General features: G+C 42.5%; 26 protein-coding genes, 8 tRNA genes and 2 pseudogenes. 4 read left to right on the top strand and 32 right to left on the bottom strand.

Annotation, left to right across the window (positions count from 1 at the left end; all coding sequences use genetic code 11):
- The first annotated feature begins 167 nt into the window (after positions 1 to 167).
- Together DW152_RS07920 and rd are read left to right on the top strand one after the other, a co-directional pair.
- Positions 168 to 1031: a class I SAM-dependent methyltransferase gene (locus DW152_RS07920; protein ID WP_021859794.1), complete on the top strand. Its 864-nt coding sequence runs from the start codon at positions 168 to 170 to the stop codon at positions 1029 to 1031.
- Positions 1032 to 1128: 97 nt separating this feature from the next.
- Positions 1129 to 1290: a rubredoxin gene (gene rd, locus DW152_RS07915; protein ID WP_118288361.1), complete on the top strand. Its 162-nt coding sequence runs from the start codon at positions 1129 to 1131 to the stop codon at positions 1288 to 1290.
- Between the two features lie 187 nt (positions 1291 to 1477).
- On the opposite strand, the gene DW152_RS07910 is transcribed toward rd, so the two are convergent.
- Positions 1478 to 2149: an HAD family hydrolase gene (locus tag DW152_RS07910; protein WP_117537771.1), complete on the bottom strand. Its 672-nt coding sequence runs from the start codon at positions 2147 to 2149 to the stop codon at positions 1478 to 1480.
- 195 nt (positions 2150 to 2344) lie between these two features.
- On the opposite strand from DW152_RS07910, the gene DW152_RS07905 reads away from it, so the two are divergent.
- Positions 2345 to 3175 (top strand): hypothetical protein, encoded by an 831-nt coding sequence (locus DW152_RS07905; RefSeq protein ID WP_118288360.1) that lies wholly within the window; start codon positions 2345 to 2347, stop codon positions 3173 to 3175.
- Between the two features lie 388 nt (positions 3176 to 3563).
- Here DW152_RS07905 and DW152_RS07900 read toward each other — a convergent pair.
- The 22 genes from DW152_RS07900 to murB all read right to left on the bottom strand — a co-directional run bounded on the left by DW152_RS07900 (position 3564) and on the right by murB (position 17672).
- Positions 3564 to 3644: transfer RNA gene (locus DW152_RS07900), tRNA-Leu, on the bottom strand.
- Positions 3645 to 3748: 104 nt separating this feature from the next.
- On the bottom strand, positions 3749 to 5074 hold the full coding sequence (locus DW152_RS07895; RefSeq protein WP_118288433.1) for an MATE family efflux transporter: 1326 nt from the start codon (positions 5072 to 5074) through the stop codon (positions 3749 to 3751).
- A 78-nt stretch (positions 5075 to 5152) separates the two neighbouring features.
- Positions 5153 to 5225 (bottom strand) — tRNA-Lys (locus DW152_RS07890).
- A gap of 6 nt (positions 5226 to 5231) precedes the next feature.
- Positions 5232 to 5303 (bottom strand) — tRNA-Gln (locus tag DW152_RS07885).
- A 32-nt stretch (positions 5304 to 5335) separates the two neighbouring features.
- A tRNA-His gene (locus tag DW152_RS07880) sits at positions 5336 to 5409 on the bottom strand.
- A 67-nt stretch (positions 5410 to 5476) separates the two neighbouring features.
- Positions 5477 to 5550, bottom strand: a tRNA-Arg gene (locus DW152_RS07875).
- Positions 5551 to 5606: 56 nt separating this feature from the next.
- Positions 5607 to 5677, bottom strand: a tRNA-Gly gene (locus DW152_RS07870).
- Between the two features lie 7 nt (positions 5678 to 5684).
- Positions 5685 to 5759: transfer RNA gene (locus tag DW152_RS07865), tRNA-Pro, on the bottom strand.
- A 120-nt stretch (positions 5760 to 5879) separates the two neighbouring features.
- Complete coding sequence (locus DW152_RS07860) at positions 5880 to 6359, bottom strand: metallophosphoesterase family protein (protein ID WP_021860180.1); 480 nt, start codon at positions 6357 to 6359, stop codon at positions 5880 to 5882.
- Positions 6356 to 6973 (bottom strand): RdgB/HAM1 family non-canonical purine NTP pyrophosphatase, encoded by a 618-nt coding sequence (rdgB, locus tag DW152_RS07855; protein ID WP_021860179.1) that lies wholly within the window; start codon positions 6971 to 6973, stop codon positions 6356 to 6358. The genes DW152_RS07860 and rdgB overlap by 4 nt, the downstream gene beginning before the upstream one ends.
- Positions 6974 to 8131 carry a THUMP domain-containing class I SAM-dependent RNA methyltransferase gene (locus DW152_RS07850; RefSeq protein WP_021860178.1) on the bottom strand — a complete coding sequence of 386 codons (1158 nt, stop codon included), beginning with the start codon at positions 8129 to 8131 and terminating at the stop codon, positions 6974 to 6976.
- Between the two features lie 335 nt (positions 8132 to 8466).
- Positions 8467 to 8664: a hypothetical protein gene (locus DW152_RS07840; RefSeq protein WP_021860176.1), complete on the bottom strand. Its 198-nt coding sequence runs from the start codon at positions 8662 to 8664 to the stop codon at positions 8467 to 8469.
- Between the two features lie 297 nt (positions 8665 to 8961).
- The gene (locus DW152_RS07835) at positions 8962 to 9426 is read right to left on the bottom strand and encodes a DUF1700 domain-containing protein (RefSeq protein ID WP_118288359.1); all 465 of its coding nucleotides are present in this window, start codon (positions 9424 to 9426) and stop codon (positions 8962 to 8964) included.
- 164 nt (positions 9427 to 9590) lie between these two features.
- Positions 9591 to 11702 carry a glutamine synthetase III family protein gene (locus DW152_RS07830; protein WP_118288358.1) on the bottom strand — a complete coding sequence of 704 codons (2112 nt, stop codon included), beginning with the start codon at positions 11700 to 11702 and terminating at the stop codon, positions 9591 to 9593.
- Between the two features lie 159 nt (positions 11703 to 11861).
- Positions 11862 to 12728, bottom strand: coding sequence for a class II fructose-1,6-bisphosphate aldolase (fba, locus tag DW152_RS07825; protein WP_021860173.1), 867 nt, complete (start codon positions 12726 to 12728; stop codon positions 11862 to 11864).
- Positions 12729 to 12786: 58 nt separating this feature from the next.
- Positions 12787 to 13245: a prepilin peptidase gene (locus DW152_RS07820; protein ID WP_118288356.1), complete on the bottom strand. Its 459-nt coding sequence runs from the start codon at positions 13243 to 13245 to the stop codon at positions 12787 to 12789.
- Positions 13246 to 13506: 261 nt separating this feature from the next.
- A tRNA-Glu gene (locus DW152_RS07815) sits at positions 13507 to 13578 on the bottom strand.
- Between the two features lie 118 nt (positions 13579 to 13696).
- The gene (locus DW152_RS07810) at positions 13697 to 14629 is read right to left on the bottom strand and encodes a diacylglycerol/lipid kinase family protein (protein ID WP_021860171.1); all 933 of its coding nucleotides are present in this window, start codon (positions 14627 to 14629) and stop codon (positions 13697 to 13699) included.
- Positions 14630 to 14712: 83 nt separating this feature from the next.
- Positions 14713 to 14970 (bottom strand): HPr family phosphocarrier protein, encoded by a 258-nt coding sequence (locus tag DW152_RS07805; protein ID WP_021860170.1) that lies wholly within the window; start codon positions 14968 to 14970, stop codon positions 14713 to 14715.
- Positions 14963 to 15865 (bottom strand): DNA-binding protein WhiA, encoded by a 903-nt coding sequence (gene whiA / locus DW152_RS07800; protein ID WP_021860169.1) that lies wholly within the window; start codon positions 15863 to 15865, stop codon positions 14963 to 14965. The genes DW152_RS07805 and whiA overlap by 8 nt, the downstream gene beginning before the upstream one ends.
- 9 nt (positions 15866 to 15874) lie before the next feature.
- Positions 15875 to 16759, bottom strand: a complete 885-nt coding sequence (rapZ, locus tag DW152_RS07795; RefSeq protein ID WP_118288355.1) for an RNase adapter RapZ — start codon at positions 16757 to 16759, stop codon at positions 15875 to 15877.
- 1 nt (position 16760) lies between these two features.
- Positions 16761 to 17672, bottom strand: a complete 912-nt coding sequence (gene murB / locus DW152_RS07790) for a UDP-N-acetylmuramate dehydrogenase (RefSeq protein WP_118288353.1) — start codon at positions 17670 to 17672, stop codon at positions 16761 to 16763.
- Positions 17673 to 17820: 148 nt separating this feature from the next.
- Between murB and DW152_RS07785 the strand changes: the two genes are divergently transcribed.
- Positions 17821 to 19101, top strand: a complete 1281-nt coding sequence (locus DW152_RS07785; RefSeq protein WP_021860166.1) for an HlyC/CorC family transporter — start codon at positions 17821 to 17823, stop codon at positions 19099 to 19101.
- A 19-nt stretch (positions 19102 to 19120) separates the two neighbouring features.
- Here the strand turns inward: DW152_RS07785 and DW152_RS07780 are convergent, their stop codons facing one another.
- From DW152_RS07780 to DW152_RS07740, 9 genes and pseudogenes are all read right to left on the bottom strand, one after another.
- The gene (locus tag DW152_RS07780) at positions 19121 to 19807 is read right to left on the bottom strand and encodes a sigma-70 domain-containing protein (protein ID WP_021860165.1); all 687 of its coding nucleotides are present in this window, start codon (positions 19805 to 19807) and stop codon (positions 19121 to 19123) included.
- Positions 19808 to 19897: 90 nt separating this feature from the next.
- On the bottom strand, positions 19898 to 20887 hold the full coding sequence (locus DW152_RS07775; protein ID WP_118288352.1) for a hypothetical protein: 990 nt from the start codon (positions 20885 to 20887) through the stop codon (positions 19898 to 19900).
- A gap of 311 nt (positions 20888 to 21198) precedes the next feature.
- Positions 21199 to 21465, bottom strand: coding sequence for a hypothetical protein (locus tag DW152_RS07770; RefSeq protein WP_118288350.1), 267 nt, complete (start codon positions 21463 to 21465; stop codon positions 21199 to 21201).
- 206 nt (positions 21466 to 21671) lie between these two features.
- Positions 21672 to 22046, bottom strand: a complete 375-nt coding sequence (locus tag DW152_RS13750; protein ID WP_243059883.1) for an SPOR domain-containing protein — start codon at positions 22044 to 22046, stop codon at positions 21672 to 21674.
- A gap of 228 nt (positions 22047 to 22274) precedes the next feature.
- Positions 22275 to 22802 (bottom strand): annotated as a pseudogene (locus DW152_RS13745) (N-acetylmuramoyl-L-alanine amidase family protein); the annotation flags it as partial.
- Between the two features lie 291 nt (positions 22803 to 23093).
- The gene (locus DW152_RS07755) at positions 23094 to 24167 is read right to left on the bottom strand and encodes a M24 family metallopeptidase (RefSeq protein WP_118288349.1); all 1074 of its coding nucleotides are present in this window, start codon (positions 24165 to 24167) and stop codon (positions 23094 to 23096) included.
- A 131-nt stretch (positions 24168 to 24298) separates the two neighbouring features.
- A pseudogene (locus tag DW152_RS07750) lies at positions 24299 to 24511 on the bottom strand (FAD-binding oxidoreductase); the annotation flags it as partial.
- Between the two features lie 232 nt (positions 24512 to 24743).
- Positions 24744 to 25424 carry a FadR/GntR family transcriptional regulator gene (locus DW152_RS07745; RefSeq protein ID WP_118288348.1) on the bottom strand — a complete coding sequence of 227 codons (681 nt, stop codon included), beginning with the start codon at positions 25422 to 25424 and terminating at the stop codon, positions 24744 to 24746.
- Between the two features lie 53 nt (positions 25425 to 25477).
- The gene (locus DW152_RS07740) at positions 25478 to 26272 is read right to left on the bottom strand and encodes a DeoR/GlpR family DNA-binding transcription regulator (RefSeq protein ID WP_021860158.1); all 795 of its coding nucleotides are present in this window, start codon (positions 26270 to 26272) and stop codon (positions 25478 to 25480) included.
- Positions 26273 to 26364 lie beyond the last annotated feature (92 nt).

The raw sequence follows: 26364 nt of genomic DNA, 5'->3' as shown, positions 1-26364 counted from the left end.
GTCCTTCTCTTTCTATTATATAAACTCCTGTCCCGTGCTTCAAATAGAGTTTTTTAATATATATTCATTATTATAGAAGATGTCTATAGACTTTCTTTTTCTTTTCCCCCATGCTATAATCTTTCATGAATGACTATGCTAACAAATCATGAGAAAGGTTTTTAATTATGTGGATTGCAGATCAATGGAAAGATTATGAAGTAATAGATTGCAGCAAAGGAGAAAAACTGGAACGCTGGGGTGATTTTCTTCTTGTGCGCCCGGACCCGCAGGTAATCTGGGATACCAAAAAGACAAACAGTGGCTGGAAACATCCGAACGGACATTATCACCGCAGTAAAAAAGGCGGTGGCGAATGGGAATTTTTCGATTTGCCAAAACAGTGGCAGATTCATTATAAAGAGCTGACATTTAATCTAAAACCGTTCAGCTTCAAACATACCGGACTTTTCCCGGAACAGGCAACCAACTGGGACTGGTTCTCCGATAAAATCAAAAACGCCGGACGACCGGTAAAAGTTCTGAACCTTTTTGCCTATACCGGAGGCGCTACTCTTGCGGCTGCCGCAGCCGGAGCAAGTGTTACACACGTAGATGCATCCAAGGGAATGGTTACATGGGCGAAGGAAAATGCAGCATCTTCCGGTTTATCCGATAAACCGATTCGCTGGCTTGTCGATGACTGTGTGAAATTTGTAGAACGTGAGATCCGCCGTGGCAATCACTATGATGCGATCATCATGGATCCACCTTCTTATGGAAGAGGTCCGAAAGGAGAAATCTGGAAAATCGAGGATGCCATTCATCCGCTTATCAAATTATGTACGAAGATACTCTCTGCTGATCCGTTGTTCTTCCTTGTAAATTCCTACACAACCGGTCTGGCACCTGCTGTTCTGACTTATATGATCGCGACAGAACTTGCACCATGGCACGGACATGTAGAATCCCAGGAAATCGGTCTTCCGGTCAGCAGCACCGGCCTTGTCCTCCCTTGCGGAGCATCTGGACGCTGGTCTAAAGAGATATAGCATTTTTGTCCGATATGATGTATGCTATAACTATAAGATGATGTTTGGGAAAATATCCCGGACAAGGACACGAAAGGTTTCTAACGGAGGAGAAAAGATGGAAAAATATGTATGTCAACCTTGCGGCTATATTTATGATCCGGAAAATGGGGATCCGGACGGAGGTATCGCTCCCGGAACAGCTTTTGAAGATCTGCCGGACGACTGGCTCTGCCCGATCTGTGGTATGGGAAAAGAAGTATTCGCAAAAGAAGACTAATACGGATACGCCGTGTAAACTTGTCAAAAAAACATGGACATAACAAAAGAAGACCAGCTGTATATTGAGAACCCCTCAGCATACATCCAGTCTTCTTTTTATTATGTATGAAACACACCATATTGCATAATTTCCCCATGATATCTCATTGGAAAATATAATTCCAAAGAGTTTTTATGATTGAAAATTATACACTCCCCTCTAAAAACGGAATCACTTCCCCAAGATCAGCAAACTTCCGGTAAATCAGCTTTTTTATCTCTTCTGTCGGCTGGAGCAGATCCGGAATCATGATGGTATGTAATCCTGCTGCCACCGCCGACCGGATTCCACCCGGTGCATCTTCAAATGCCAGTCCGTTTTCCGGACGCAGTGCAATACTCTCACAGGCACGGAGATAGATTTCCGGATCTGGTTTTCCTTTTGTCACCATATCGCCAAATACACCGCCGTCAAACCACTGATAAAGTCCCGCATCCGTCAGCACGCGCTCTGCATATTCCCTGCTTGACGAAGTTGCCACTGCGGTCTTGTAGTCATGCGTCTTTGCATATTCCAGTAACTCTGCTGCTCCTTTTTTCACCGGAAGTCCCTCTGTATCTGTAATCTGATAAAAATATTTGGATGTCAGTTTCTGAAATTCTTCATAAGGAAAATCTGCGCTGATCGCATTTTTAAAATACTGTCTGCGGCTTTTTGCATTCATTCCCAGTGTATGGTAGATCTGCTGCCCCATTCCTTCTATTCCGAGTTCTTTGCCGGACAGCTCCCACGATCTCTGCACAATCCGCTCCGAATCAAGCAGCAGACCGTCCATATCAAATACAAGTCCTTCTATTTTATTTCCATTTATTTTCATGACAATGCTCTCCTGTATCTCCAATTATTACTCATGATAGTTATTTTACATCATTTGCCTTAGTTCGATTGTTTTCTATTATACACAATTCTAAATCTAAAGAAAACCTTATGTCTTCCTGAAATTTTTGTGATATCTATTGTATCCATCCGATATAGATACTAAAATGTAAATCGTTTTAGGAGGGATTTTTTTATGAGTATGAATACTGCAAATAAGGGAAAAGATATCTTCGACAATGATTTTGAAGTTATCTACGAAGGGGATCTTCCTGATATTAACATCGATACGGATGATAATTACAAAGACGTACTTTCCAGTCTTTCCGATCTGGATACAACAAAGCATATCGATTATGTGGAAGAAAATTATACTACTTCATTCGATGAGACGCCGGAAGAATATATGAAACGAAAGCGCGGCGGCAAGGTATCCGGCAATGATTCTGACAAAAAACGTTCTTCTGATAAAGGCGGGCGCAAAAAAGGCGGTTTTCATCTGCCAAATTTTCTGTCTCCTTTGAAGAAAGGCGCAGCAACCGGTGGAAAGGTCGCTGCTAAAGCAACACGCAAGACGTTGAATCTCCTGCTCCGTGCCGGAACTCTGGTACTCATTGCTATTATTTTCTGCATGCTGGGACTGACATTCTGGAAAAACGCTCCGGCTTACGGAAATATTGCTGCGGCGGTCGCACAGAAGAATTATATTCTGGGTGCTTATCTTGGTGTTGCCTTATTCCTGCTTCTCGTGGAAGCAGTCACATTTTTAATCGTGCTTTTCGGAAGCAGTACTTATGGGAAACGCGGACACCGTTACGATAAAGGCAAAGGCTGGTTTTCTTTTATTTTCATCTATGCAGGTGCATATCTGTCTCTGTATTTTGGAAATCTGATCCCGGCTTCCCCAGCTCCGCTCCAGGGCGTAAAAGGCGCATTGCAGCTCTACGGCGGACTTGCTTCCGCCCTCCTGCCGCTCTGCGTGCTGGGTGTTGCAAGCTGCCTTGTGAGAAAATATGTGATACGGTAGTTAATCAGTTTTCTACAGATGCTATAGTTATTGAATATATTTAATAAAGCAAAAGCAGCTCCATGCTATGAAATCTCAACTGAGATACATAACGCGGAGCTGCTTCTCTTATGTTCCGGGGGAAATGTCCCCTTTTACATATTTACTTTTATTTATCCTTAATTTCTTATCAGTTAATCAATTGAAATGAGTGTACGCCGTGTGTACAACCATTAACATCAACGGTCATGTTATTATACTTTCCGACTTTTTCAGCAATTTCTTCCTTGAAAAGTGTTTGACCAAGGAGTTTTGTTGCTGCTTCTTTCTGTCCTGCAACAGTCTTTAAAAAAAGACCACCACTTTCGTGATGATCTTCTTCGTAATTGATATTATATCATGTAGCAAATGCGGATGACAGGACTTGAACCTGCACGTCGGGGACACCAGATCCTAAGTCTGGCGCGTCTGCCAATTCCGCCACATCCGCATGCAAACTGCCTAAATAATATACTATATTTTCTGCATATTTGTCAACTGGTTTTTTATAATCATCTGTTTCCTGTTATTGCCGGGACATTTCGAAAATTTTCCTTAAATAACCTGATGCTCCATCCATTTTCCACTTTTAAAGCGTATACTGTAAATAATCGCACGGACTGACCAGTCAGTGAACATTCCGATCCATACTGCAATCGGTCCGAAATCGAGCACTCTCGCAAGAAACATCGCAAGTGTGACACGACAAAACCACATGATGAGCGCCGATGTAATCATCGTAAATTTCACATCCCCGGCTGCACGGAAACCGTATGCCGGTATAAATGCCAACGACCACACAATTGGTTTTGCAATGGTGATACAGCCAACCATGAAAATACACATTTTTGCACTCTTTGCTTCCATTCCACCGAAAATCGTAATTGGATGTACGAGCGCAAAGATCAGCAGACAGCTTGCAATCACGACAACTTCTGACACGGCTGTCATCTTCTTAATATAGTAGGCTGCCTCATCTTTTCTTCCGGCTCCCATACATTCTCCGACTACCGTCATCAGTCCGACACCTATTCCAATTGCCAGAATGCCATTCAGATTTTCCAGGATATTTGTCATTCCCTGCGCAGCAATTGCGGCCGTCCCCATCATAGACACCGTAGACTGGATTGCCAGTTTACCAAACTGGAACATACTGTTTTCGATTCCCGACGGAATACCAAGATACAGAATCCGGCGGATCTGTGACCAGATAGGGCGAATACTAAGATACCCCCTCAGGCGGATAATAAGTTCCGGACGGCGCAGAAGACACAGCACTGCAATCATCGAAAATGCACGCGACAACATGGTCGCTGTTGCCGAACCGATAACTTCCATATGAAATCCCCATACAAACAGTATATTTAATATGAGATTCAGAATATTTGCACACAGTGAAATCATCATCGGCGTTTTACTGTTTTCCTGTGCACGGAATATGGACGAACCATCATCATACAACGCAATAAACGGATAGGATATCGCCGAAATAATAAAATATTGTCTGGAATATTTCATAACCTGTGGTTCTACTTCTCCAAAGATCAACCGCAGAAGCGGTCCATTTGCTGCCAGACAGATTGCTGCAATCACCACAGACAATACAAATGTGATGAACAGAAGCTGTCTTGCCGCTTCATTTGCTTCTTTTTCTTTTTTGCATCCAAGATATTGGGAACATACAACTGTTCCTCCTGCCGCCAGTGCATAAAACGCCTGAACGATCAATACGTTGATGGCGTCTACCAGACTGACTGCTGAGATTGCCGCCGAACCCAGATTGCTGACTACCATTGTTCCAACTGTTCCCATCATGGAATTTAGCAACTGATCAAATGCCAACGGTGCCATCAGTTTCCACAATGCTTTATTAGAAAACATGTGTTTTCCCACTTTTTTTCCTTCTTTCTACATAAACAAAAAAACGCAAACCCCAAAGGATTTGCATCTATAATTCAGTGAGCGTGCGGGGATTCGAACCCCGGACAACTTGATTAAAAGTCAAGTGCTCTACCACCTGAGCTACACGCCCATATAACTGGGCTAGTTGGATTCGAACCAACGAATGCAGGAGTCAAAGTCCTGTGCCTTACCGCTTGGCGATAGCCCAATAATACATTCTCTCTTTACAGAAAAAAGAAAGGTGGGTAATGGGACTCGAACCCATGATATCCAGAACCACAATCTGGCGCGCTAACCAACTGCACCATACCCACCATATATTACTTATCGAACTATAGCTGTCCAACTAAGTACCACATTATTAAATTGTTGTGGTTCTAACGAGCCTGGGGGGATTCGAACCCTCGACCTACGGCTTAGAAGGCCGTTGCTCTATCCAGCTGAGCTACAGACTCTTAAGGATAAGCTCCTCAGAACTATCACTTTCCCAAATGTCTGTTGACACTCGGAAAGCGGGTGATGGGAATCGAACCCACGTATCCAGCTTGGAAGGCTGGTGTTCTACCATTGAACTACACCCGCAAGATTATCGGGGTGACAGGATTCGAACCTGCGACCTCCTGGTCCCAAACCAGGCGCTCTAGCCAAGCTGAGCCACACCCCGATATTGTTTACTTCGTGTCATCTTGTTGTATCTCCGTGACACAATAGCTATTATATAGCAAGGTTCGAATATTGTCAATAACTTTTTTCATTTTTTTGTAATTTTTTTACATGTCTTTTCTTATACATATTTCAGCTCAATCTCTGGCATGCCCGATGCATCAATCTCCATGATCATATAGGTCTTCTGACGCCCGCTCTGACGCGGGTAAGAGATACTTCCCGGATTCAATATCGTCACGCCGTCTTCTTCATGCAGCGATGGCTTATGTGTATGTCCATACATCACAATGTCAGCGTCTCTGCCTTTAGCTTCTTTCAGCAAATCACTCTCTCCCATAGATACATAATAATAGTGTCCATGTGTAATGAAAATGTGATTTCCTTCCACAACGAATTCTTCTTCCTGCGGAAGATCACTGAAATAGTCATTATTTCCGGCAACGATATGTACCGGACAGCCCGCCAGTGCTTCTATATAATCAGCCCCGCCTTCCACATCTCCAAGATGGATAAGCATATCAATCGGCTTCTCCCGCTCCAAAACCTGTTCCAGAGATACGTGAGCCTTATGTGTATCACTTACGATCAGTATTTTCATTTCTTTTTATTCTCCAGAATCTCACGCATTTTCCGAAGTCCTTCTCCTCTGTGGCTTCGTCTGTTCTTCTCTTCCGGCGCAAGTTCTGCGCTGGTACATCCACATTCCGGCAGATAGAAAATCGGATCATATCCAAATCCGTTTTCTCCGGCAATCTCATGACCAATAATGCCCTCCATCGTGCCGCGCACAACTTCATGGCTTCCATCCGGAAGTACAGCTGCGATCGCACAGACAAACCGCGCTGTACGTTTTTCGTCCGGCACACCATCCAGACGGTCTAAAAGCGCCTGATTTTTAATATCATAGGAAGTATCCTCTCCCATGTACCGCGCAGAATAGATTCCCGGCTCTTTGTTCAGATAATCGATTTCCAGGCCGGAATCATCTGCCATCACAACTGCTTCTTTGTATTCCGGCATCTCATGTGCGATTTTCGCAATCTCGGATGCTTTGATCAGTGCATTTTCTTCAAATGTGGTTCCATCCTCTACAACATCTGCCTGAATCTCTGCTTCTTTCTGTGAGAGAATCTCCAGTCCCAGACCGTCAAGGATCATACGGACTTCCACCATCTTATGCTCATTTCCTGTCGCAAATATTATTTTCTTCATCTACTGCTCCTCTCTCGGTTTTCTCGGCGGCTTCGGGCCCATAAACTGATAGAAATATGTCTTCAACATTCCATTGTAAATCTTCCGGTTCTTATCCGCTTTCCGTCCGAAATAACGCTGTGCATCTTCATAAGAAGTAATCATGTAAGCCGACCAGCTGTCAAGCCCTGCAAAGCTCTCGCCAAATGCACGATACAGTTCCGGCAGGTCTTTCTTATCTTCCAGACGTTCTCCGTAAGGCGGGTTCGTCACGATAAATCCGTATTTCTTCGGATGGCTTAAGTTTCTTACATCTCTCTCCTGAAAATGGATCAGATGATCCACTCCGGCTTCTCTTGCATTTCTTCTTGCGATCTTAATGACCGATCCATCGATATCATATCCCTGAATGTCCACATCGATATCGTCCTTAATCAGATCATTTGCCTCGTTGATCACGTCATACCACATCTTCTTCGGGATCAGGTTCGTCCACTCTTCTGCCGTGAAGGAACGATTCATTCCCGGCGCGATATTTGCAGCCATCATTGCAGCTTCTATCGGAAATGTTCCACTTCCGCAGAACGGATCTACGAATACACGGTCTTTCTTCCATGGTGTCAGCTTGATGAGTGCTGCTGCCAGAGTCTCCGTGATCGGCGCTTTGCCGGAAACTTCACGGTATCCTCTCTTGTGCAGGGACACACCGGATGTATCGATTCCTACTGTCACGATATCTTTCATCAAAAATACACGTACCGGATAAGAAGCTCCATCTTCCGGAAACCACTCGATTCCATAATATTCCTGCAGCCGTCTGACCATTGCTTTCTTCATAATAGACTGGATGTCTGACGGGCTGAATAATTTACTCTTAACAGACGCTGCCTTGGCAACCCAGAATTTTCCATTCTTCGGAATATAACGCTCCCACGGCAGGTTCTTTGTCTTGTCAAATAATTCTTCAAATGTTACCGCTTTGAAACTTCCTGCTTTTACAAGGATTCTCTCTGCTGTCCGCAGGAAAATATTGGCACGACAGATTGCGTCTTCATCTCCGTAAAATGTCACTCTTCCATCTTCTACTTCTGCGATATCATAGCCAAGGTCTATGATCTCTCTTTTTAAAACTGCCTCCAACCCAAAATGGCATGGTGCAATCAATTCTATTTTACTCATATATTTCTCCTGTTTCTTCCGTACTTTTCTGTTTGTACTCTTTCTTAGTATATTCTACATAAAAAAAGCGTGCAAGGTTTTTATAACAAAGAATATGACTTTGCATATCTGCCGGAAGATTTTTATATAAAAAAGGCTTCCCTGAAAATACCTGTATCTTCAGGGAAGCCTTTTTGTTTACTTCATTATAAATGACTACCATCATAAAGCGTAAACTGCATCACACATTATTTGATTTTTGCTTTTGCTGCTTTTGACCATGCCGAATAGAGTTTGACACTCTTTCCGCCATATTTCACTGTCTTATAAGTGTGGATTGTTACGCCATTTTCTGATTACTGTCTCTCTTTGTAGCCGTGGCAGTTGCTATCAGAAGAATTTCTATTGGATTCATTCTTGTCGGACTGCCCATATGCATTCTTTTTGGATGCATTCTTATTATATCCGTTTTTGTTAGATGAGTTCTTGTCTGCGATGTTTTTTCCATAAGCATTCTTATCAGATGCATTCATGTTTGATGAGTTTTTTGCCATTTTAAATTCCTCCTAATTCTTTTTTAAGTTACAGGATTATTGTGTCCATCTGCATCTGTTTTATGTATCTTTTTCACAAAAACAAGCTTACAAATATATTAAGATTTTTTTAAGGTTTTTCTTGCTTTTTGACTCTTGCTATATTATACTTAAACTTGTAGAAAGGTTACTTTCTACAACCCCTTATTAATTATTTATACTCCCCTCAAAAGACCGATGGCTCCCCCATCGGTCTTTTACTTTATATTTTTCTTTTTATCACAGGGATTAATCAAATTTTTCTTCTGCTTTCATTTCTTATCTTCGTCTCTGTCCGATTACCCGGAGAATCCACATCAACACAATAAGCGGAAGAACAATCGGCGCAAGAATGCTGATAATCCCTCCGATCACTGCCACGATCAAGACGATAATTCCAACAAGCCCCAGTATCAGAAGAAGTTTCTTCCACCAGCTGTCCAATCCAAATACATGGACATTGCCATATCTATTCTGTTTGCCGGAATCATATTCGCCATTTGCAGTGGTCTCACTTCTGTATTCACCTTCTGTGTACTCCTGGTTCTCCTGTGCATCTATGATCGTACGGGCGATCGCCCATGGATCTCCCAATTCATCTATCACTTCTTTTTCGGATTTTCCTTTCGCTACTTCATCTGTAATATACTGCTTATAATAATTCACATTCTCACTTACAACTGCACCACTTAAGTCATTGCCAAGTGCGGCTCTTAATTTTTCCAGAAATTCCTGTTTCGTCATTCTATTATCTCCTTAATCAGCAAAATGTGCCTAATAAAAAACCTTGCACTTAGGATAGCACATACAAGTTGCCATTCCAAGTGCAAGGTTCTTAAAATTTTCTAATGAATTTATAAAAATCAGGAGTTCATATTTATCGTATCTTTTATCTATCGCAAAACCGATTACACTTCAAAGATCAGATCTCCATATGATGGCATCGGCCATGCTTCTTTGTCTACGATCATTTCCAGTTTATCAACCGGTGTACGCAGAGTTTCCATTGCAGGTACTACATCGAAGTGATAGAATCTTGCCTGCTCTTCACCTTCATCCATAGCTGCTGCCTTATCAGTTACAGCACTGAGTGCATCCAGTGCGCTCTTTGTCGCAGCCAGGAGATCACTTGTTTCTTTCAGCAGTCCAGCCTGTACGGAAGCGTCTACTCCTGCTTCTTTCACCGCAAGTACTGTATCTGCCAGAGATTTTGTATATTTGATAACAGCCGGGATGATCTGTTTGCTTGCCATGTCGATCATTGTACGCGCTTCAATGTTGATAGCCTTTGAGTAGTTCTCATACTTAATCTCTACACGTGATTCAAGCTCTGCCTTTGTGAATACTTTAAACTTCTCAAACATAGATACTGTATCTTCTGTTACCAGTGCTGGTACAGCTTCTACCATAGATTTGATGTTCGGAAGTCCTCTTCTCTCAGCTTCTTCTACCCATGCATCTGCATATCCGTTACCATTGAAAATGATTCTCTGGTGCTCTGTTGCATATTTCTTGATCAGATCATGTACTGCCATATCGAAGTCATCTGCTTTCTCCAGGACATCACAAGCCTCTGAAAATGCCTCTGCTACGATTGTGTTAAGTACAACGTTTGATCCGGAAATAGAATCTCTTGATCCTACCATACGGAACTCAAATTTGTTACCTGTAAATGCAAACGGCGATGTACGGTTACGGTCTGTTGCATCTTTTGCAAGATCTGGAAGTGTACTTACACCTGTCTCCAGTCTTCCACCTTTCAGACTGTGTGTAGCTTCTCCGGTATCTACGAGCTGGCGGATTACATCTTCAAGCTGATCTCCAAGGAAAATAGAGATGATAGCCGGAGGTGCCTCGTTTGCTCCCAGTCTGTGATCATTTCCTACATCTGCTGCAGATTCACGAAGCAGTGCTGCGTGTTTGTCTACTGCTTTCAAGATACATGTCAGCACCAGTAAGAACTGTACGTTCTCATGCGGTGTCTTGCCTGGCTCTAACAGGTTCTTACCATCATCTGTAGTCAGTGACCAGTTGTTATGTTTACCGGATCCGTTGACACCTGCAAATGGTTTCTCATGAAGCAGGCATTTCATTCCATGCTGGCATGCAATTCTCTTCAATGTCTGCATTACCAGGTGGTTGTGGTCAACAGCTACATTTGCTTCACCGTAAATCGGTGCAAGCTCATGCTGTGCCGGTGCAACTTCGTTGTGCTGTGTCTTGGATGCAACTCCAACTTTCCACAGTTCAATATTGACGTCCTTCATAAATCCGGCAATTCTCTGACGGATGGTTCCGAAATAGTGATCGTCCATCTCCTGTCCTTTTGGAGGCATCGCTCCAAATAAAGTACGTCCTGCATAAATAAGGTCTTTTCTCTGCTCAAACTTTTCAGCATCTACAAGGAAATACTCCTGCTCTGCTCCAACAGAAGGAGTTACTTTCTTAGCTGTTGTATTGCCAAATAAACGAAGCAGTCTCAGTGACTGTTCATTGATTGCCTGCATAGAACGCAGAAGCGGTGTCTTCTGGTCAAGTGCTTCTCCTTTGTAAGAGCAGAATGCTGTCGGAATGCAAAGTGTAGCGCCTGCTGCATCATGTCTTACAAATGCCGGTGAAGTACAGTCCCATGCTGTATATCCTCTTGCCTCGAATGTTGCTCTAAGTCCTCCGGATGGGAATGAAGATGCATCCGGCTCTCCTTTGATCAGTTCTTTTCCGGAAAAGCTCATCAGCACTTTTCCGTTCGGCAGTGGTGCAGAAATAAAAGAATCATGTTTCTCAGCGGTAGCTCCTGTAAGGGGCTGGAACCAGTGTGTATAATGTGTAGCTCCTTTCTCAATCGCCCACTCTTTCATCTCGTGAGCAATTACATCTGCTGTTGCAAGGTCTAATTCTTTTCCCTCTTCGATAATCTTCTTCAGATCCTTATAGACCTTCTTTGGCAAACGCTCTTGCATGACAGTATCGTTAAATACATCTTCCCCAAAAATCTCAGCTACTTTCAATGCTTCACTCATGTCTTTTCGTTTCCTTTCTTAATCGTGTCTTGTTGTCTGTATTCAAATATTGTTGAATATGTAAGAAAAAGGCACTCCAACTTTCATTGGAACGCCTTTGTTCTCGCTACGCCTGTTAGTATAACTCAATTGTCTGAAAAAGGCAAGTATAAATTGAAATTATTCTGCTTTTCCAACAGATCCGAATAATTCCATCTTCTCCTTGACAGTTTCGATGATTGCTTCGTATCCTGGTTTTAAAAGCTTACGAGGATCATAGCCTTTTCCTTCCTGATCTTTACCCGCCTCGATATATTTGCGTGTTGCATCAGCAAATGAAAGCTGGCACTCTGTATTAACATTGATCTTAGCTACTCCGAGATCAATTGCCTTTTTGATCATGTCATCCGGAATTCCTGTTCCACCATGAAGTACCAGTGGCAGTTTTCCTGTCAGCTTCTGGATTGCATCCAGAGTCTCAAAACTTAATCCAGCCCAGTTTGCAGGATATTTTCCGTGAATGTTACCGATACCTGCTGCAAGCATTGTAACACCAAGATCTGCGATCTGCTTACATTCGTTCGGATCAGCACACTCACCCTGTCCGATAACTCCGTCTTCTTCTCCGCCGATAGAACCAACTTCTGCTTCCAGAGAGATTCCTTTCTTGTTGCAGACTTCAATCAGTTCTTTTGTCTTTGCAACGTTCTCTTCGATTGGATATTTAGATCCGTCAAACATGATAGAAGAGAATCCAGCCTCGATACACTTATAACTTCCTTCGTAAGTACCGTGATCCAGATGTAAAGCAACCGGAACAGTTGTTCCAAGCTCACCCATCATAGCTTCTACCATAGCAGCAACTGTCTTGAATCCAGTCATGTACTTTCCTGCTCCTTCAGATACTCCAAGGATTACCGGAGATTTCATCTCTTCAGCCGCATTCAGTACTGCTTTTGTCCACTCCAGATTGTTGATGTTGAACTGACCTACTGCATAGTGACCTTCAACTGCTTTTTCAAGCATCTCTTTTGCTGATACTAACATATCATATTCCTCCAATTCTTCAATTCACATTTCATTTTTTTATTATAGACCATTACTTTCAAAAAAACAAGGACAAAGAAATCAGCATTCCCGCACTCAGAAACGGGCCAAGCGGGATACTCGACTTCCGTTTCACCTTTTTGCACAAAAGCATCACGATTGTCCAGATTCCTGCCAGCAAAATGCCAGTAAAAAACGCTTGCCAGATTCCATTTGCACCAAATAAACTCCCACCTGCTGCCATTAATTTTACATCTCCGCCACCAACAGCACCCGGCTTCCATGCTGCCAGCAGAAGTAACGGCACACTGACAGCAAACACTCCAACGCACACCGCCTGACACGAAAGTTCAGGGCAGAGCATCCGGTACGCTGCCGCCAGCGCTCCAAATGCCAGCACGGAACGATTTGAAATTCTGTGTGTACGCGCGTCCTGTCCGGCGATCCACACCAGACAGGTGGCAAGCAGATACAGCATAAACCATCTGCACAAATATATTTTTGAAAATATCATCATAAAATTATATCTCCTTTTACTACATTATATGATGCCAGATCAAAAACCTGACACCACGATGTGCTTGCACATGAGTGGTTTTATGGCTTAGCGCCCCTAACATCAATTATATTTATCTGTATCAAAAATCTGTATGAAAGCAAAAATGTACTATTGCGATGTCATAATTTCAGGAATTATGCAGGCTGAACTGCCTGACTTGATATTGTAGATATATAAAACAAAACCGGAATTCATAATGAACTCCGGTTTCATACTGAGTGACTCCCAGGGGAATCGAACCCCTGATTCCAGCGTGAGAGGCTAGCGTCTTGACCGCTTGACCAGGGAGCCTTGCTCTTTCGTACTTGCCTAGTATAGCAAACATTCTATAAATAAGCAAGTACTTTTTTTCATTTTTTATGTTTTTTTGCAATTTTTTCTACATCCCTGCATTTTTCGGCTGCTTTCGCTAGTTTTCTTTCTTGTGATTCACAGACAATTTCTTCATTTCATCTTCCGGAACCATTAGATGTAACTGTTTCTGCAAATTCTCAATGACAACTTCATCATGGCTTCCGCCATACTCCCCATCCAATGTCCATGGGATCTCTTCAATCGACTCGAATGTGATCTTGCCTGTCTTGAATGTGTACATATGCTTTGTGTCCACCTGTTCGATCAGAAGTGATGCGATGATCTCCTGTAAAGCAATTGGATTCTTCGGTGTCTTAATCAATGTAACTTCAAACAGACCGTCGTCAAATGCGACTTCCTTTCCGATCATATTGCGGAAACCGCCTACAGATCTGGAATTTGTTACCATTCCGAATACAAATTCGTCCTCGATCACCTCTCCGTCATGTTCTACTTTGATCCGGTAAGACGGAATGTTAAACAGACGCTTCGTTCCTTCCAGAAGGTATGCAAGATGTCCGAGCACATTCTTTAATTCCTGCTTTGTCTCATAAGATACATCCGTAAATAAACCAAACGCGGCAATATAGACGAAAATACCGTCATTGAATTTACCGACATCACAGCAGAATTCGGAACCATTCACTGCATTGTCCGCAGCTTTCAGAACATCTTTCGGAATATGCAGGCTGTTCGCAAAGTCATTCGTTGTTCCAGCCGGAATATATCCGATCGGATCACGGTCTTCACGTTTCATCATTCCGGTCACAACTTCATCCAATGTTCCGTCACCTCCGCTGCACACAACCAAATCATATGTACTGGCATCATATTCGGATATTTTCTTATATGCGTCATGATATGCCTGCGTCGGATAGATCACCACTTCATAACCTGCTTTCACAAAAATATCTACAACGTCTGACACCTTTGGTGCGAGCATGCCTTTGCCGGCATGCGGATTATATACAAACAGTAGTCTTTTCATACTCCGCTCTCCTTTCACTCGTCTGAAAAAGAGTTCCTTAACCGGAACTCTTTTCTTATGTCTTATATTATCATTATGTATGATTATTTGTTAGCAACGAGGAATGCTTCCACACCTGCTACTGCCTCGGATTCATCCTCTCCGTCTGCTGCAACAGTAATCGCCGTTCCTTCTGAAAGATTCAGGCTCATCATTCCCATAATACTCTTTGCGTTAATCTTCTTATCATCCATCTCGATATATACCTGACTCTTATACTGGCTCGCTTCCTGCACAAGGTGTGCAATCGGTCTTGTTTCCATATCCATGCTGTTTCGAATCGTAACAGGCTTCTTAATCATAGTGTTGCTCCTCCTTATTTTCCCTTAACTTATTCGCTATCTCACTTAATTTCCTCAGTCTGTGATTCACACCTGATTTTCCTACAGGTTCACGTAACAGACTTCCCAGCTCCTTCAGTGCTGCATCCGGATATGCCAGACGTGTAAGGGCGACGTCTTTCAACCCATCCGGCAATTCATCAAAACCAATCGTATCCCGGATATATGCAATATCCTCCATCTGCCTTACTGCGGCAGAAACGGTTTTGTTAATATTAGCAGTTTCGCAATTCACTTTCCTGTTGACGGCATTACGCATCTCTTTCAGGATCCGGACATTCTCCAGCTCCAGTAATGCAACATGCGCCTCCATAACATTCAGCATATCCACAATCTGGGAACCTTCCTTCAGATATACAACATGCATTCGCTTCCGCTGTACAATCTTCGCATCGGTTCCGAAGCTGTTCATCAGAGTCTTCAGATGCTCTGCCCGTTCTTCCTGCGCACATACAATCTCCAGATGGTATGACTTCGTAGGATCACTCATTGATCCCGCCGCAAGAAATGCGCCCCGAATATAGGCTCTTTTACAACAGACCGCCTGAACGTCCGCATTCTTTACCGCAAGGAGTTCTTCTCCCCTCCAGAAAAGATGATAACTCCAGTTGTCCTTTCCTGCATGTCTGCGAATTACGATATCAGTCTTTATATTAAATGTTTTTCTCATTAATGTAAAGCATTTTCTTGCAACTGGATAATTTTCCGTGTCCACCTGCAAAGTGATTCTGCCCTTAAAATCTTCCGAAAAATGCCCACACATTTGCACAATTGCAGAAAGTTCTGCAAGATTGCAATGTCTTGCATCCGTCGAATGTTCTGCCAGTTCTTCTTTTATTTTCCCGGAAAATGACATTTCCTGCTCCTATCTTGCTTTCGTTTTAGCATCCTTTTCAATGTCTCTGTGTTCGATTCTAACGCCATAGTTTTCTTCATTTTCCCGAAGTGTTTCATATAATGCATTCGCCAGAGTTACGGATCTGTGTTTTCCACCGGTACAACCGATTCCGATCACAAGCTGCGTCTTTCCTTCTGCCACGTAATTCGGAATCAGAAATTCAATCATGTCTGTCAGTTTCTCCAAAAATTTCCAGGATTTCTCATTTTCCATAACATAATCTCTGACTTCTTTGTCATTACCGCTCTTTGAACGTAATTCTTCTATATAATATGGATTCGGCAGAAAACGGACATCAAATACAAGATCTGCATCACTTGGGATTCCGTATTTAAATCCAAAAGACAGAACTGTTATGTATAAGTTCTTGTATTCCTTGTTTTCTACGAAAATTTTATTCAGTTCGCCTTTTAATTCGCGCGTCAGCATATGGCTCGTATCCAACAGGTAATTTGCCTTCTTCTTAAGAAAGCTTAATTTTTCACGTTCCTCGGCAATTCCTTTGTCCACTCTCTGGCTGCTGCCGGACAATGGATGAAAACGTCTTGTCTCTTTATATCGTTTGATCAGCACATCGTCACTGGATTCCAGGAACAGAATCTCATAAGTAAGTCCTGCTTCATCCAGCTCACTAAGTACACGCTCCAGTTCTTTGAAACTCTGACCGCTACGGATATCCACGCCAAGCGCCGCCTTATTCATCTCTGTACCCGGCACACTTAAAAGCTCCGCAAATTTGGGAATCAATGGCACCGGCAGATTATCTGCGCAAAAATAACCCATATCTTCCAGCATCTTAAGCGCTGTACTTTTTCCTGCTCCCGACATACCCGTTACAATCACAAATCTCATACTAGAACTCTCCTAATCTTTTTACTTCCGGCTCTAATTGCACGCCGAACTTTTCCTCCACTCTGTCTGACACCTGCTGCATCAGTTCTACGATATCTGCTGCTGTCGCATGATCCTTATTAATAACAAATCCGCAATGTTTTTCGGAAACCTGTGCGCCTCCTACCTGAAAGCCACGGAGATCTGCATCCTGGATCAGTTTTCCGGCGAAATATCCTTCCGGTCGCTTAAATGTACTTCCGGCACTCGGATATTCCAGCGGCTGTTTTGTAATGCGCTTTTCCTTCAGCTCATCCATGTAAGCCCTGATCTCATCTGCATTTCCACTCTTAAGTTCAAGAACTGCCTCTATGACAATGTAGCCTTTTTTTGCGATTACGCTTGTACGGTATCCCAGTTCCAGCTCTTCCTTCGGAATCGTAAGGAATTCTCTCTCATCCGTCAAAACTGTCACTTCCTTCAGAACATCTTTCATCTCACCACCGTATGCTCCGGCGTTCATCACACAGGCGCCGCCGAGCGTTCCCGGAATTCCTGCCGCAAATTCAAATCCCGTAAGACTTTGCTCCAACGCTTTCGCTGCAACCTGTGAAAGCAGTGCTCCCGCCTGTGCGCAGATTACATTTCCCTCGCAGGTAATCTCATTCATCTCTTTGAAAATCTGGATTACAACGCCTCTGTAGCCTTTGTCTCCGACCAGAAGATTACTTCCATTTCCAATTATATAATAAGGAACATTCTCCGCTTTACAGCATGTAATAACCTGTAAAAGTTCTTCCTTTGTCTTCGGTACCACGTATACGTCTGCCGGGCCACCTACCCGGAACGTAATATGATTCTTCATCGGTTCATCTGCTTTCACCTGTGCAGACGAAAGAATCTGTTTCAATTTATCATATATATTCTGATTCATCTATGATTTCTCCTTATAGAATAGAGTTTGTCTTTTATTCCTTGTACATCATACAATAAATAAACTGCAAATTCAACGAACTCTTGCAAAATACCATGAAATGCGCTATATTAGTGCCATATACAAACCAAAAGGAGTGATATTTAAATTGGGTTCGGATGACGCCATACAATTTATAATTCTGATAATTCTGCTGCTTCTGTCGGGGTTCTTTTCTTCCGCAGAAACGGCTCTTACAACTGCAAGTCAGATTCGCATGCGCACATTGGAAGAAGAAGGCAATAAGCGCGCGAAGACTGTACTTCGTATCACGGAAAATTCCAGCAAATTGCTAAGTACAATCCTCATTGGAAATAATATCGTGAATACGGCTGCCGCTTCTCTGGCAACAACTATTGCCTACAAGCTGGGCGGATCTATGGTCGCTGTCGCAAGTGCGATCATTACAGTGCTGATTCTTCTGTTCGGAGAAATCACGCCAAAGACAACTGCGACTGTTTACGCGGAGAAGATTTCTCTGCTTTATTCACCTGTCATCAGCTTTCTCATGAAAGTCATGACACCGGTTATTTTCATCATCAATGGACTGTCCTCTTTGATTCTTCTTATTTTTCATATCGATCCAAATGCGAAGAATCGTACAATGACTGAAAATGAACTTCGTACCATTGTAAATGTCAGCCATGAGGAAGGAGTTATTGAATCCGATGAGAAAGAAATGATCTACAACGTGGTTGATTTAGGAGATGCGAAGGCAAAAGATGTTATGGTACCGCGTGTACATGTAACATTTGCGGATGTAGAATCGACTTACGAAGAACTGATTGAGATTTTCCGAGAAGATAAATTTACAAGACTTCCGATTTTTGAAGATACAACCGACAATGTGATCGGTACAATCAATATGAAGGATCTTCTTTTATATGATAATACGAAAGAATTTCATATCCGTGATATTTTAAGAGAAGCATATTTCACTTATGAATATAAGAATATTTCCGAACTTCTCGTTGAGATGCGAGAATCCTCTTTCAATATCGCCATCGTTCTGGATGAGTATGGCGAAACTTCCGGTCTGATTACACTTGAAGACATTCTGGAGGAGATCGTCGGTGAAATCCACGATGAATATGATGAAAATGAAGAAGATTTCGTACAGGAAGTCGGCGAACGGGAGTACCTGATTGAAGGTTCCACGAATCTGGATGACTTAAATGACCGTCTGGATCTTGATCTTACTTCAGAAGATTATGATTCCCTCGGTGGATTTATCATCGAACATCTGGATCGTCTTCCGGAAGTCGGAGATTCAATCACAACGGAAGATGGTATCCGTCTTATTGTCGAAAAACTAGACAAAAACCGTATCGAAACTGTCCATGCTTACTTGCCGGAACCACAGCCGGAAGAAGAGGGCGAAGAAGATTAGGGCAAAATTAAGAGGTGGATTATTCCACCTCTTCTCCTGCTAATTTCAGAATATCTGCGATCTCTGCTTCTGTAATTCCAAGCTTATCTGCAACTTCATCCACTGCAACTTTTCTTCCATTCTCCTCGGTCATATCACGGATCGCCTGATCCAGATCTGAGACTTTCTCTACCATGCGGTGATCTCTTCTCGTTGTCTCATCCTGTGACTCCAGAAGTACATCGATTCCTGCCCGTACTTTTTCCATAATCTTCTCTTCTTCCTCTGTCTGGGAAAGTGCAAGCACCAGGCTTAAGCTTCCTTCCTGTATCATATCTCCGAGAAATACATTGCCACGATGCATTTTCAATGCTTCATCCACGATCTTCGGAAGATAGTAAGCCATCTTCTCTTCCATCGGTTCTTTTGCCGTTTTCTTCTGTATCTCTTCGATACTTCTGCGGTATTCCACGAGATATGCCTGTTCTTCTGTACTGAGTTTTGTCGGCTCTTCCGCCATTCTCACTACGCCCGACTTCTTCTGATAACCATAAACCGATACTTTCTGAGACAACAGATAATCACACACAAGATCAATCTGCTCTTCGGAAAGTCCGTCTTCTGAGAAAAACTTCTCGACTTCCTCTTTCTGCATCTCGCCGCCCTGTGCAACTGCTTCTTTTAATATATCACCTAATTTTTCTTTAAACTCTAAACGACCTGCCATATATGCCTCCGCTTTTATATTATTTCCTGATACGTGTATCAATCGAATCAATGATAACATAAAATCCGGTGGCGCGTCAAAATATAGTAATTATAGCAGTCCTGCTTTCTTCTGAAACTCTTCCACGGAATCTGCTCTCGCCGCTGCTTTCAGCCAGCTTGTTAAAGCCTGTAGATCTTTTTCAGATCTGATTCTGTTCTGAAGTGCTTCCGGGATATCGCCGAGTTCCTGTAAGATTTCCAGCAGAGAATCTATCTTACCTTTCTGTATTCCAGCCGCTTCGCCCTCACGTATTCCAGCGGCTTTGCCTTTCAGCATTCCAGCAGCTTCGCCCTCACGCATTCCTTCCGCTTTTCCATCTGCATACTCTTCCATGCGTATTAATCTTTCCCGCTTTTCCCATGTGTAATCCAGATGTGTCATTTTCTTCACTTCATCCCTTCTGTTTTTGAAAAAGTCTTCCAATACATGATTATCTATGCAATCTTTTATCGCACTGTCCACTGCTTCTTCCAGATTCATTTCCTGCCTTTGATTCTCTCTTACCTTTTCCACAAAATATGTATAGCCTTCCAGTACTGCTGATTTCTTTTTCAATGTCTGATTGTTTTCTGGATTGATATTGTAAACTTTGCAGATGATCTCTATCTGCGGTTCCACGACTTTGTGGTAAAAAGAATCCGACAATCTCATTTCTTCGTATTCCGGTCTCTTTTGCATTCCATTATAGAATACAATAAAATGCGGTGTCGGTATCTGTATCTGTTTCTTGCTGAACAGATCCTTGTCATTATCCTTCAACCAGTCTTCCAATGCATTTACAAAGTATATCAGACTCCTGAGTGGCATATTCGGATTGTATGTGGATTGATGCTCATAGAAATTGATGTTCATATCAATAATGAATGAAGCATCATTCCGAATGGAGAGCGATACACCTCGCTCCAGCTGAACAATCTCCATATCTTCCGGGTTGGTATACTCCGAATCGTTTAATGCATTGTAAACTTCCAGCGCATTTTCTTTGCTTTCCATTAACATGGAAAACACATCACTTTTGTACTCTCTGTTTTTTCTCATGAATTTCTCCCTTCTTTGTTTTGAGTCCTTCACAAGAAATTGTGCGGTCTTCTTAAGTACCTTCAGGACTCCTGCTGTTTTTCGTGAAATTTAAAAGCATGAATTCCTTTCAGATACTTTAGATATAAATAGACACGCTTGAAAGCGCAAAAGAAAAAGATGCTTTTATAGGAGTTTAACACCAACAAAGCATCTTTTCAACTTAATTTTTATAACTTTTGTTAAAGCCTGTAAATCTTTTTCTGGTTGTATCCGGGTCTGAAATGCTTCTGGGATATTACCGAGTTCCTGCAAGATTTCCAATACAAAATCTATCTTGCGCTTCCGGCTCCCGGTCTGTGATGGCGGAACAGATAGAAAATACCTCCGAACAATCCGAAGATGATTGCCGCATAAAGTGCTATGCACATTACATTTACAATGCATCCTGCCGATGTAGATCCTGCTGCCACCATGCAGAATAACATTCCAATACCAAATACCAGCACGCACCATCCTACGATCAAAGTTGTCAGGAATACACCGTCTGCCATATTTTCAGGGACATATTTATTTACCGTTTCCCATATAAAGTTCATAACTTTTCCCTCCTCATCCGGAATAAACCTCTATTATGCTTATATCTTTGTGAATTCTTGGAACTTACAGCCACTTATGAGCAGCGCTCATGTGGCTTTCGTTCTCTGGTTCTGGTATCATTATAAGTATAGAGCGTAAAATCTAAGGAGTATCTTATGTTAAACTCTTGTAAAACTCTGCCTGAAATTTTATGAGCATCGGTATTTTATTTTCCCCGGATGACAAGTGTATCGTACCCGTCTCTGCGGAGTTTTCTCTCCATGCGAACAGCTTCCATAAGCGTCATGAATGGACCAACCTGCACGCGGATATACGGACCGGATTCATCCAGATATGCCGGATAGCCTGCCGCCAGAAGTTCATCTAACAGGCGCTGTGCATATACCCAATTGCGGTACAGACCGACCTGTACACGGTAAGCACCCGGACGTGACAGGCGAGCTTTCTCAGATAATCTGTTGTCTGGACCATTGCTTCCGGATGACTCTGTATTGTTGTTCAATGTATCATTTCTGGCTGTTTCCACGTTGTTGTTCGTTGCCGCGTTTCTGGATGACCCTATGCTTTGTTCCGACCGCATACTCTCTAAAAGATTCGCGCTTTCTGCAGCACTATCAATATTATTCAGAGCATTATCCGTAGAATATTCTGCATATGGCACTTTATTACTATTTGCAGAATCCATCTCATTCAGTCTATTTTCATTGTTTTCAGAATATGTCTCACTCTGTCTATCAGCGTCACTCTCAGATGACAACATTTCCTGCCCGGTTTCCGTCTGGTTCACAGCACTTTCTCTCGCCACTTCTTCCAGCGTTTCCAGTATCCCATCTGCAATTGCAAGTGCGATATCATCAAAATTCTCGTCAAATAACTGATTGTCTGTATTTGAATTAAGGAATCCGACTTCAACGAGAACTGCCGGCATTTTTGTCCGTTTCAGAACAACAAGATTTGGTCTTGCTTTCACACCCAGATTTACAAAGCCTACCGTTTCGAGATTCGCATTGATATTTTCCGCCATCCTGTATTTGATTCCGGAAAGATCGTAAACCAGGCTTTCTACACCGGATACAATATTATCCTGTTCAAAAGAGTTGCGATGAATAGAAACAAAATAATCGACACCTGCTTCATTTGCCTCCATTGCTTTCTGAAACGGTGTCTCATAAATATCTGTCGTCCGTGTATATTCTACATCTACTCCGCGGTTCTGCAAAATCTGTCCGATTGCAAGTACAAGCCGCAGAGTATCATCTTTTTCTCTTCTTCCATTATAAACAGCACCCGGATCAGTTCCTCCGTGTCCCGCGTCCAGCATAATTGAATATGGCATAAGCTGCCTCCTGCATATTTTTTCTTATTTAGAATATGCAAAAAGGCAGCTTATGTGTACGAATGTTATTCATTTTTTGATTCCATATTTAGCTTAATCAAGAAAAGCACCAGAAGTATCTCGGATGGCTCTGCTTTCGTATTCACTGTCGGAATCAGTATCAGATCTGCTCCCATCAGCGCTTCTGTAAAGAAAATGCTGAAACTTGAACAGTCCCAGCATTTTCTAAATCAATCATCCCATAAACGTGATGAACCTTACATATTTAAAACAATTCAGACAGAAACTTGATTATCCAACAATACGATATTTCTTATCTACTGCGTTCAGAAGTTCATGTCCGTCTTCCGTTACAAGAACAAGGTCTTCTACACGGACACCGTATTTGCCTTCGATGTAGATTCCCGGCTCGATAGAGAAGATCATTCCCGGCTCAGCAACATTCTTGTTGATCGGGCTTACATCACCGTACTCGTGATCTTCCTGTCCGATGAAGTGTCCAAGACGGATTCTCCAGTACTCGCTGTATCCAGCCTCATCGATCAGATCTCTTGCCTGTGCATCGATATCGCAGAAACGCATACCCGGTTTGATTACTGCTTCTGCTTTCTCAACTGCTGTACGAACAAGATCATGAATAGCAGCCTGCTCATCATCTACACTCTTGCAGTAGAATGTTCTTGTCATATCTGAGCAATATCCTTTCCAGATACATCCCATATCAATCAATACACATTCACCGGCTTTTAATGTACGTGTCTCACTTGGTGTGTGGTGCTGGTCAGCAGCATTTGGTCCGAAGCATACGATTGTATCAAAGCTTACTCCGCTTGCCCCCTCTTTTAAATACTCAGCATCAATGAAATCAGCGATCTGTTTCTCTGTCATGCCTTCTTTGATATACTCAGCAGCTCTCTCCATAACTTTATCATTGATGATGGAAGCTTCTTTCATGATCTGGATCTCTTCTGCGTTCTTGCAGGCACGAACATCATCTACACAATCAGATCCCCAGATTGTTTTCATCTTCGGGCAGCGCTCCTGAAGCGGGATCAAGAAACGAGCCGGCCATGTCTTGTCGATTCCAAGTGTGCTCTCTGTATCGATGTGTTCCATCAGAACACCGATCTGGTCATCCATATCGCTGAACCATACTTCTTCAAATCCTGTATTTGATACATAATACAGGTAGTTTAAGAATAAAGTGTGTTTTCCGTTTGCTCTCAGAAGCAGTGCGTATAATCTCTCTCCCGGATTAACCATGATTCCTGTCAGGAAACGGATGCTCAGCGGATCAGATACTAATAACTGAGACAGTCCTTTATCTTCCATTTTTTTCAATACGCGGTCAATTCTTTCGTTCATTTCGAAATACCTCCTAATGTATAATTTCGTTTTTTTTATCATATCACAATTAGTTCACGCAAACCAGTACTTTAGTCTAAACTGCGGTCGAAAATTTTATATCTGCGCAACCTTGTGCGGATTCAGAATATCGTCACACCATATTTCACGGCACGCATGCCACCTGCATTTGTGCTGATATTTCCACCGATCGTTGCAGATTTTTCTCCCGGATCCGGTGGATAGAAGAAATCATGCTTGATCGCTACCGAAGAACCTACCAGACCGGTTCCGGATCCACGCGGTGTAACCGGAATTGTCTGCTCATATGCATATTTCATGATCGCTGAAATCTCTTCTGCGGATTTTTTATAATTTCCCATGATTATGCTCCCTTCTTTGCTTCGATCTTCTGAATCAACTGTGGCAGTATCTCATAAAGATCTCCCACCAGACAATAATGCGCTGTTTTAAAGATTGGAGCTTTTGGAACACTGTTTCATATCGTTATAACATAAAAAGAGTCCCCTTAAGTAGATTTGGGTTATTTACCATGTCTACTTAAAAGAACTCTTTCAAATATCTACAGAGCTTTTCTTAACCAAGTACTTCATCGATCATCTCGAAATGCCACTTAAGTGCCTGAAGTCCTTTCTCTCTGTCACCTTCTCTGAGTGCATCCACAAGATGTCTGTGACACTCGTTTAATTCTGTTTTTCGATTTTCGTTTTTCAAAATCCCATATCGCATATCTTCAATAAAAATATCAAATACACCGGAGCACGCTTCCAGAATATCAATCAGAAGCTGATTCCCGGACGCTCTTGCAAGCGTGTAGTGAATGATCTTATCTAGCGTTGCATTGTTTTTGCTGTCACCGTTCTTATCCAGCTTCTCTACGCACTCTTCCATCTTTGCAAGATCCTCCTCCCTCACACGATCCAGAGCCAGTGTAAATGCAAGCACTTCCAGAGAGTATCGTACCTGTGAGATCTGTTTGTCATTGACTTGATCCATGGCAAACATCATCGCCATCGTCTCGGTGATGCTCTTCTGAAATTCACAGGTAACATAATTGCCGGAGCCTTGCTGTGAGCTGACGATTCCCATCATATCCATAATCCTTATCGCTTCCCGCACAGAATTACGGCTGACTTCCAGTTTCTCCGCAAATTCCCTTTCCGGTGGCAGCTTTTCACCCGGTTTTAATTCACCGGACAAAATCATTTTCTTTACTTTTTCTATAACTCTGGCATATGCCTTCTCTTCGCGTGCCATACTTTTCACCTTCCGGTCTTACATTCTTCTCCATATAATCCTGTACATATCCTCTATGCAATCACAAGAGAGATATTGGATTCCTGCGCTTTTTTAATGTTCTCTCTGCTCACATCACTGTCCGTGATAATCTTATATACATCCTGGATCGGGCAGATCACAGAGACGTATCCGCCTCCGAATTTACTGCTGTCAGCAAGTACATAAACCTGTTCCGCAACTTTCAGTATCGTACGTTTCACCTGCATCTGCGGTGTCGCAATCGACGTCAGTCCCACATCAAAATTAATACTGTGCACACCAATAAATGCTTTATCTACATGGAACTGTTCCATATTCTGAAGTGCTGCTTCTCCCATTGTTGCGGACAGATGTCCGCCTACATGTCCACCAATCATATAAAGTTCTACATGATCTACCCCAGCCAGCTCATTGCCCGCAAGCAGAGAATTTGTTACAACGGCAAGTCTTTTCTCCGGATGTTCTTTGATATAAGCAGCCAGGTAAAAACTGCTTGATGCATCATCTATGATAATCGTATCTCTGTCCTCAATAAATGCGTAGGCACAGGCTGCGATCTGTTTTTTACGCTCTACATTGCGGTAAATACTCTCTGCCGAATATTTTCTTACCGTCTTGCTGTCAATCTGCAATGCCCCGCCATGGGTACGTTTCAGAAGCCCTTCCTGATCCATATTTTTAATATCGTTTCGGATCGTCACTTCTGAACATCCCAGTTCTTTACTGAGTTCTGCTACTCTGACACTTCCTTTTTCTTCCAGTTTTCGTAATATTGCCTGTCTGCGTTCTTCCATTTCTATCACCTTATAATTTATTACCGAGAACATTTGCTCTCTTCCTGTACTTTTCCTCTTATATTTCATATCATCTTAAGACTCTGCCACTGGCAGTTTTCTCCGGCAGAATCTATAACAACAAC

Source organism: Dorea sp. AM13-35 (assembly GCF_003473885.1).
Classification (GTDB): domain Bacteria; phylum Bacillota; class Clostridia; order Lachnospirales; family Lachnospiraceae; genus Dorea_D; species Dorea_D hominis.
The sequence above is the reverse complement of the archived record's forward strand: the minus strand, read 5'-3'. Positions and strand labels throughout refer to the sequence as shown.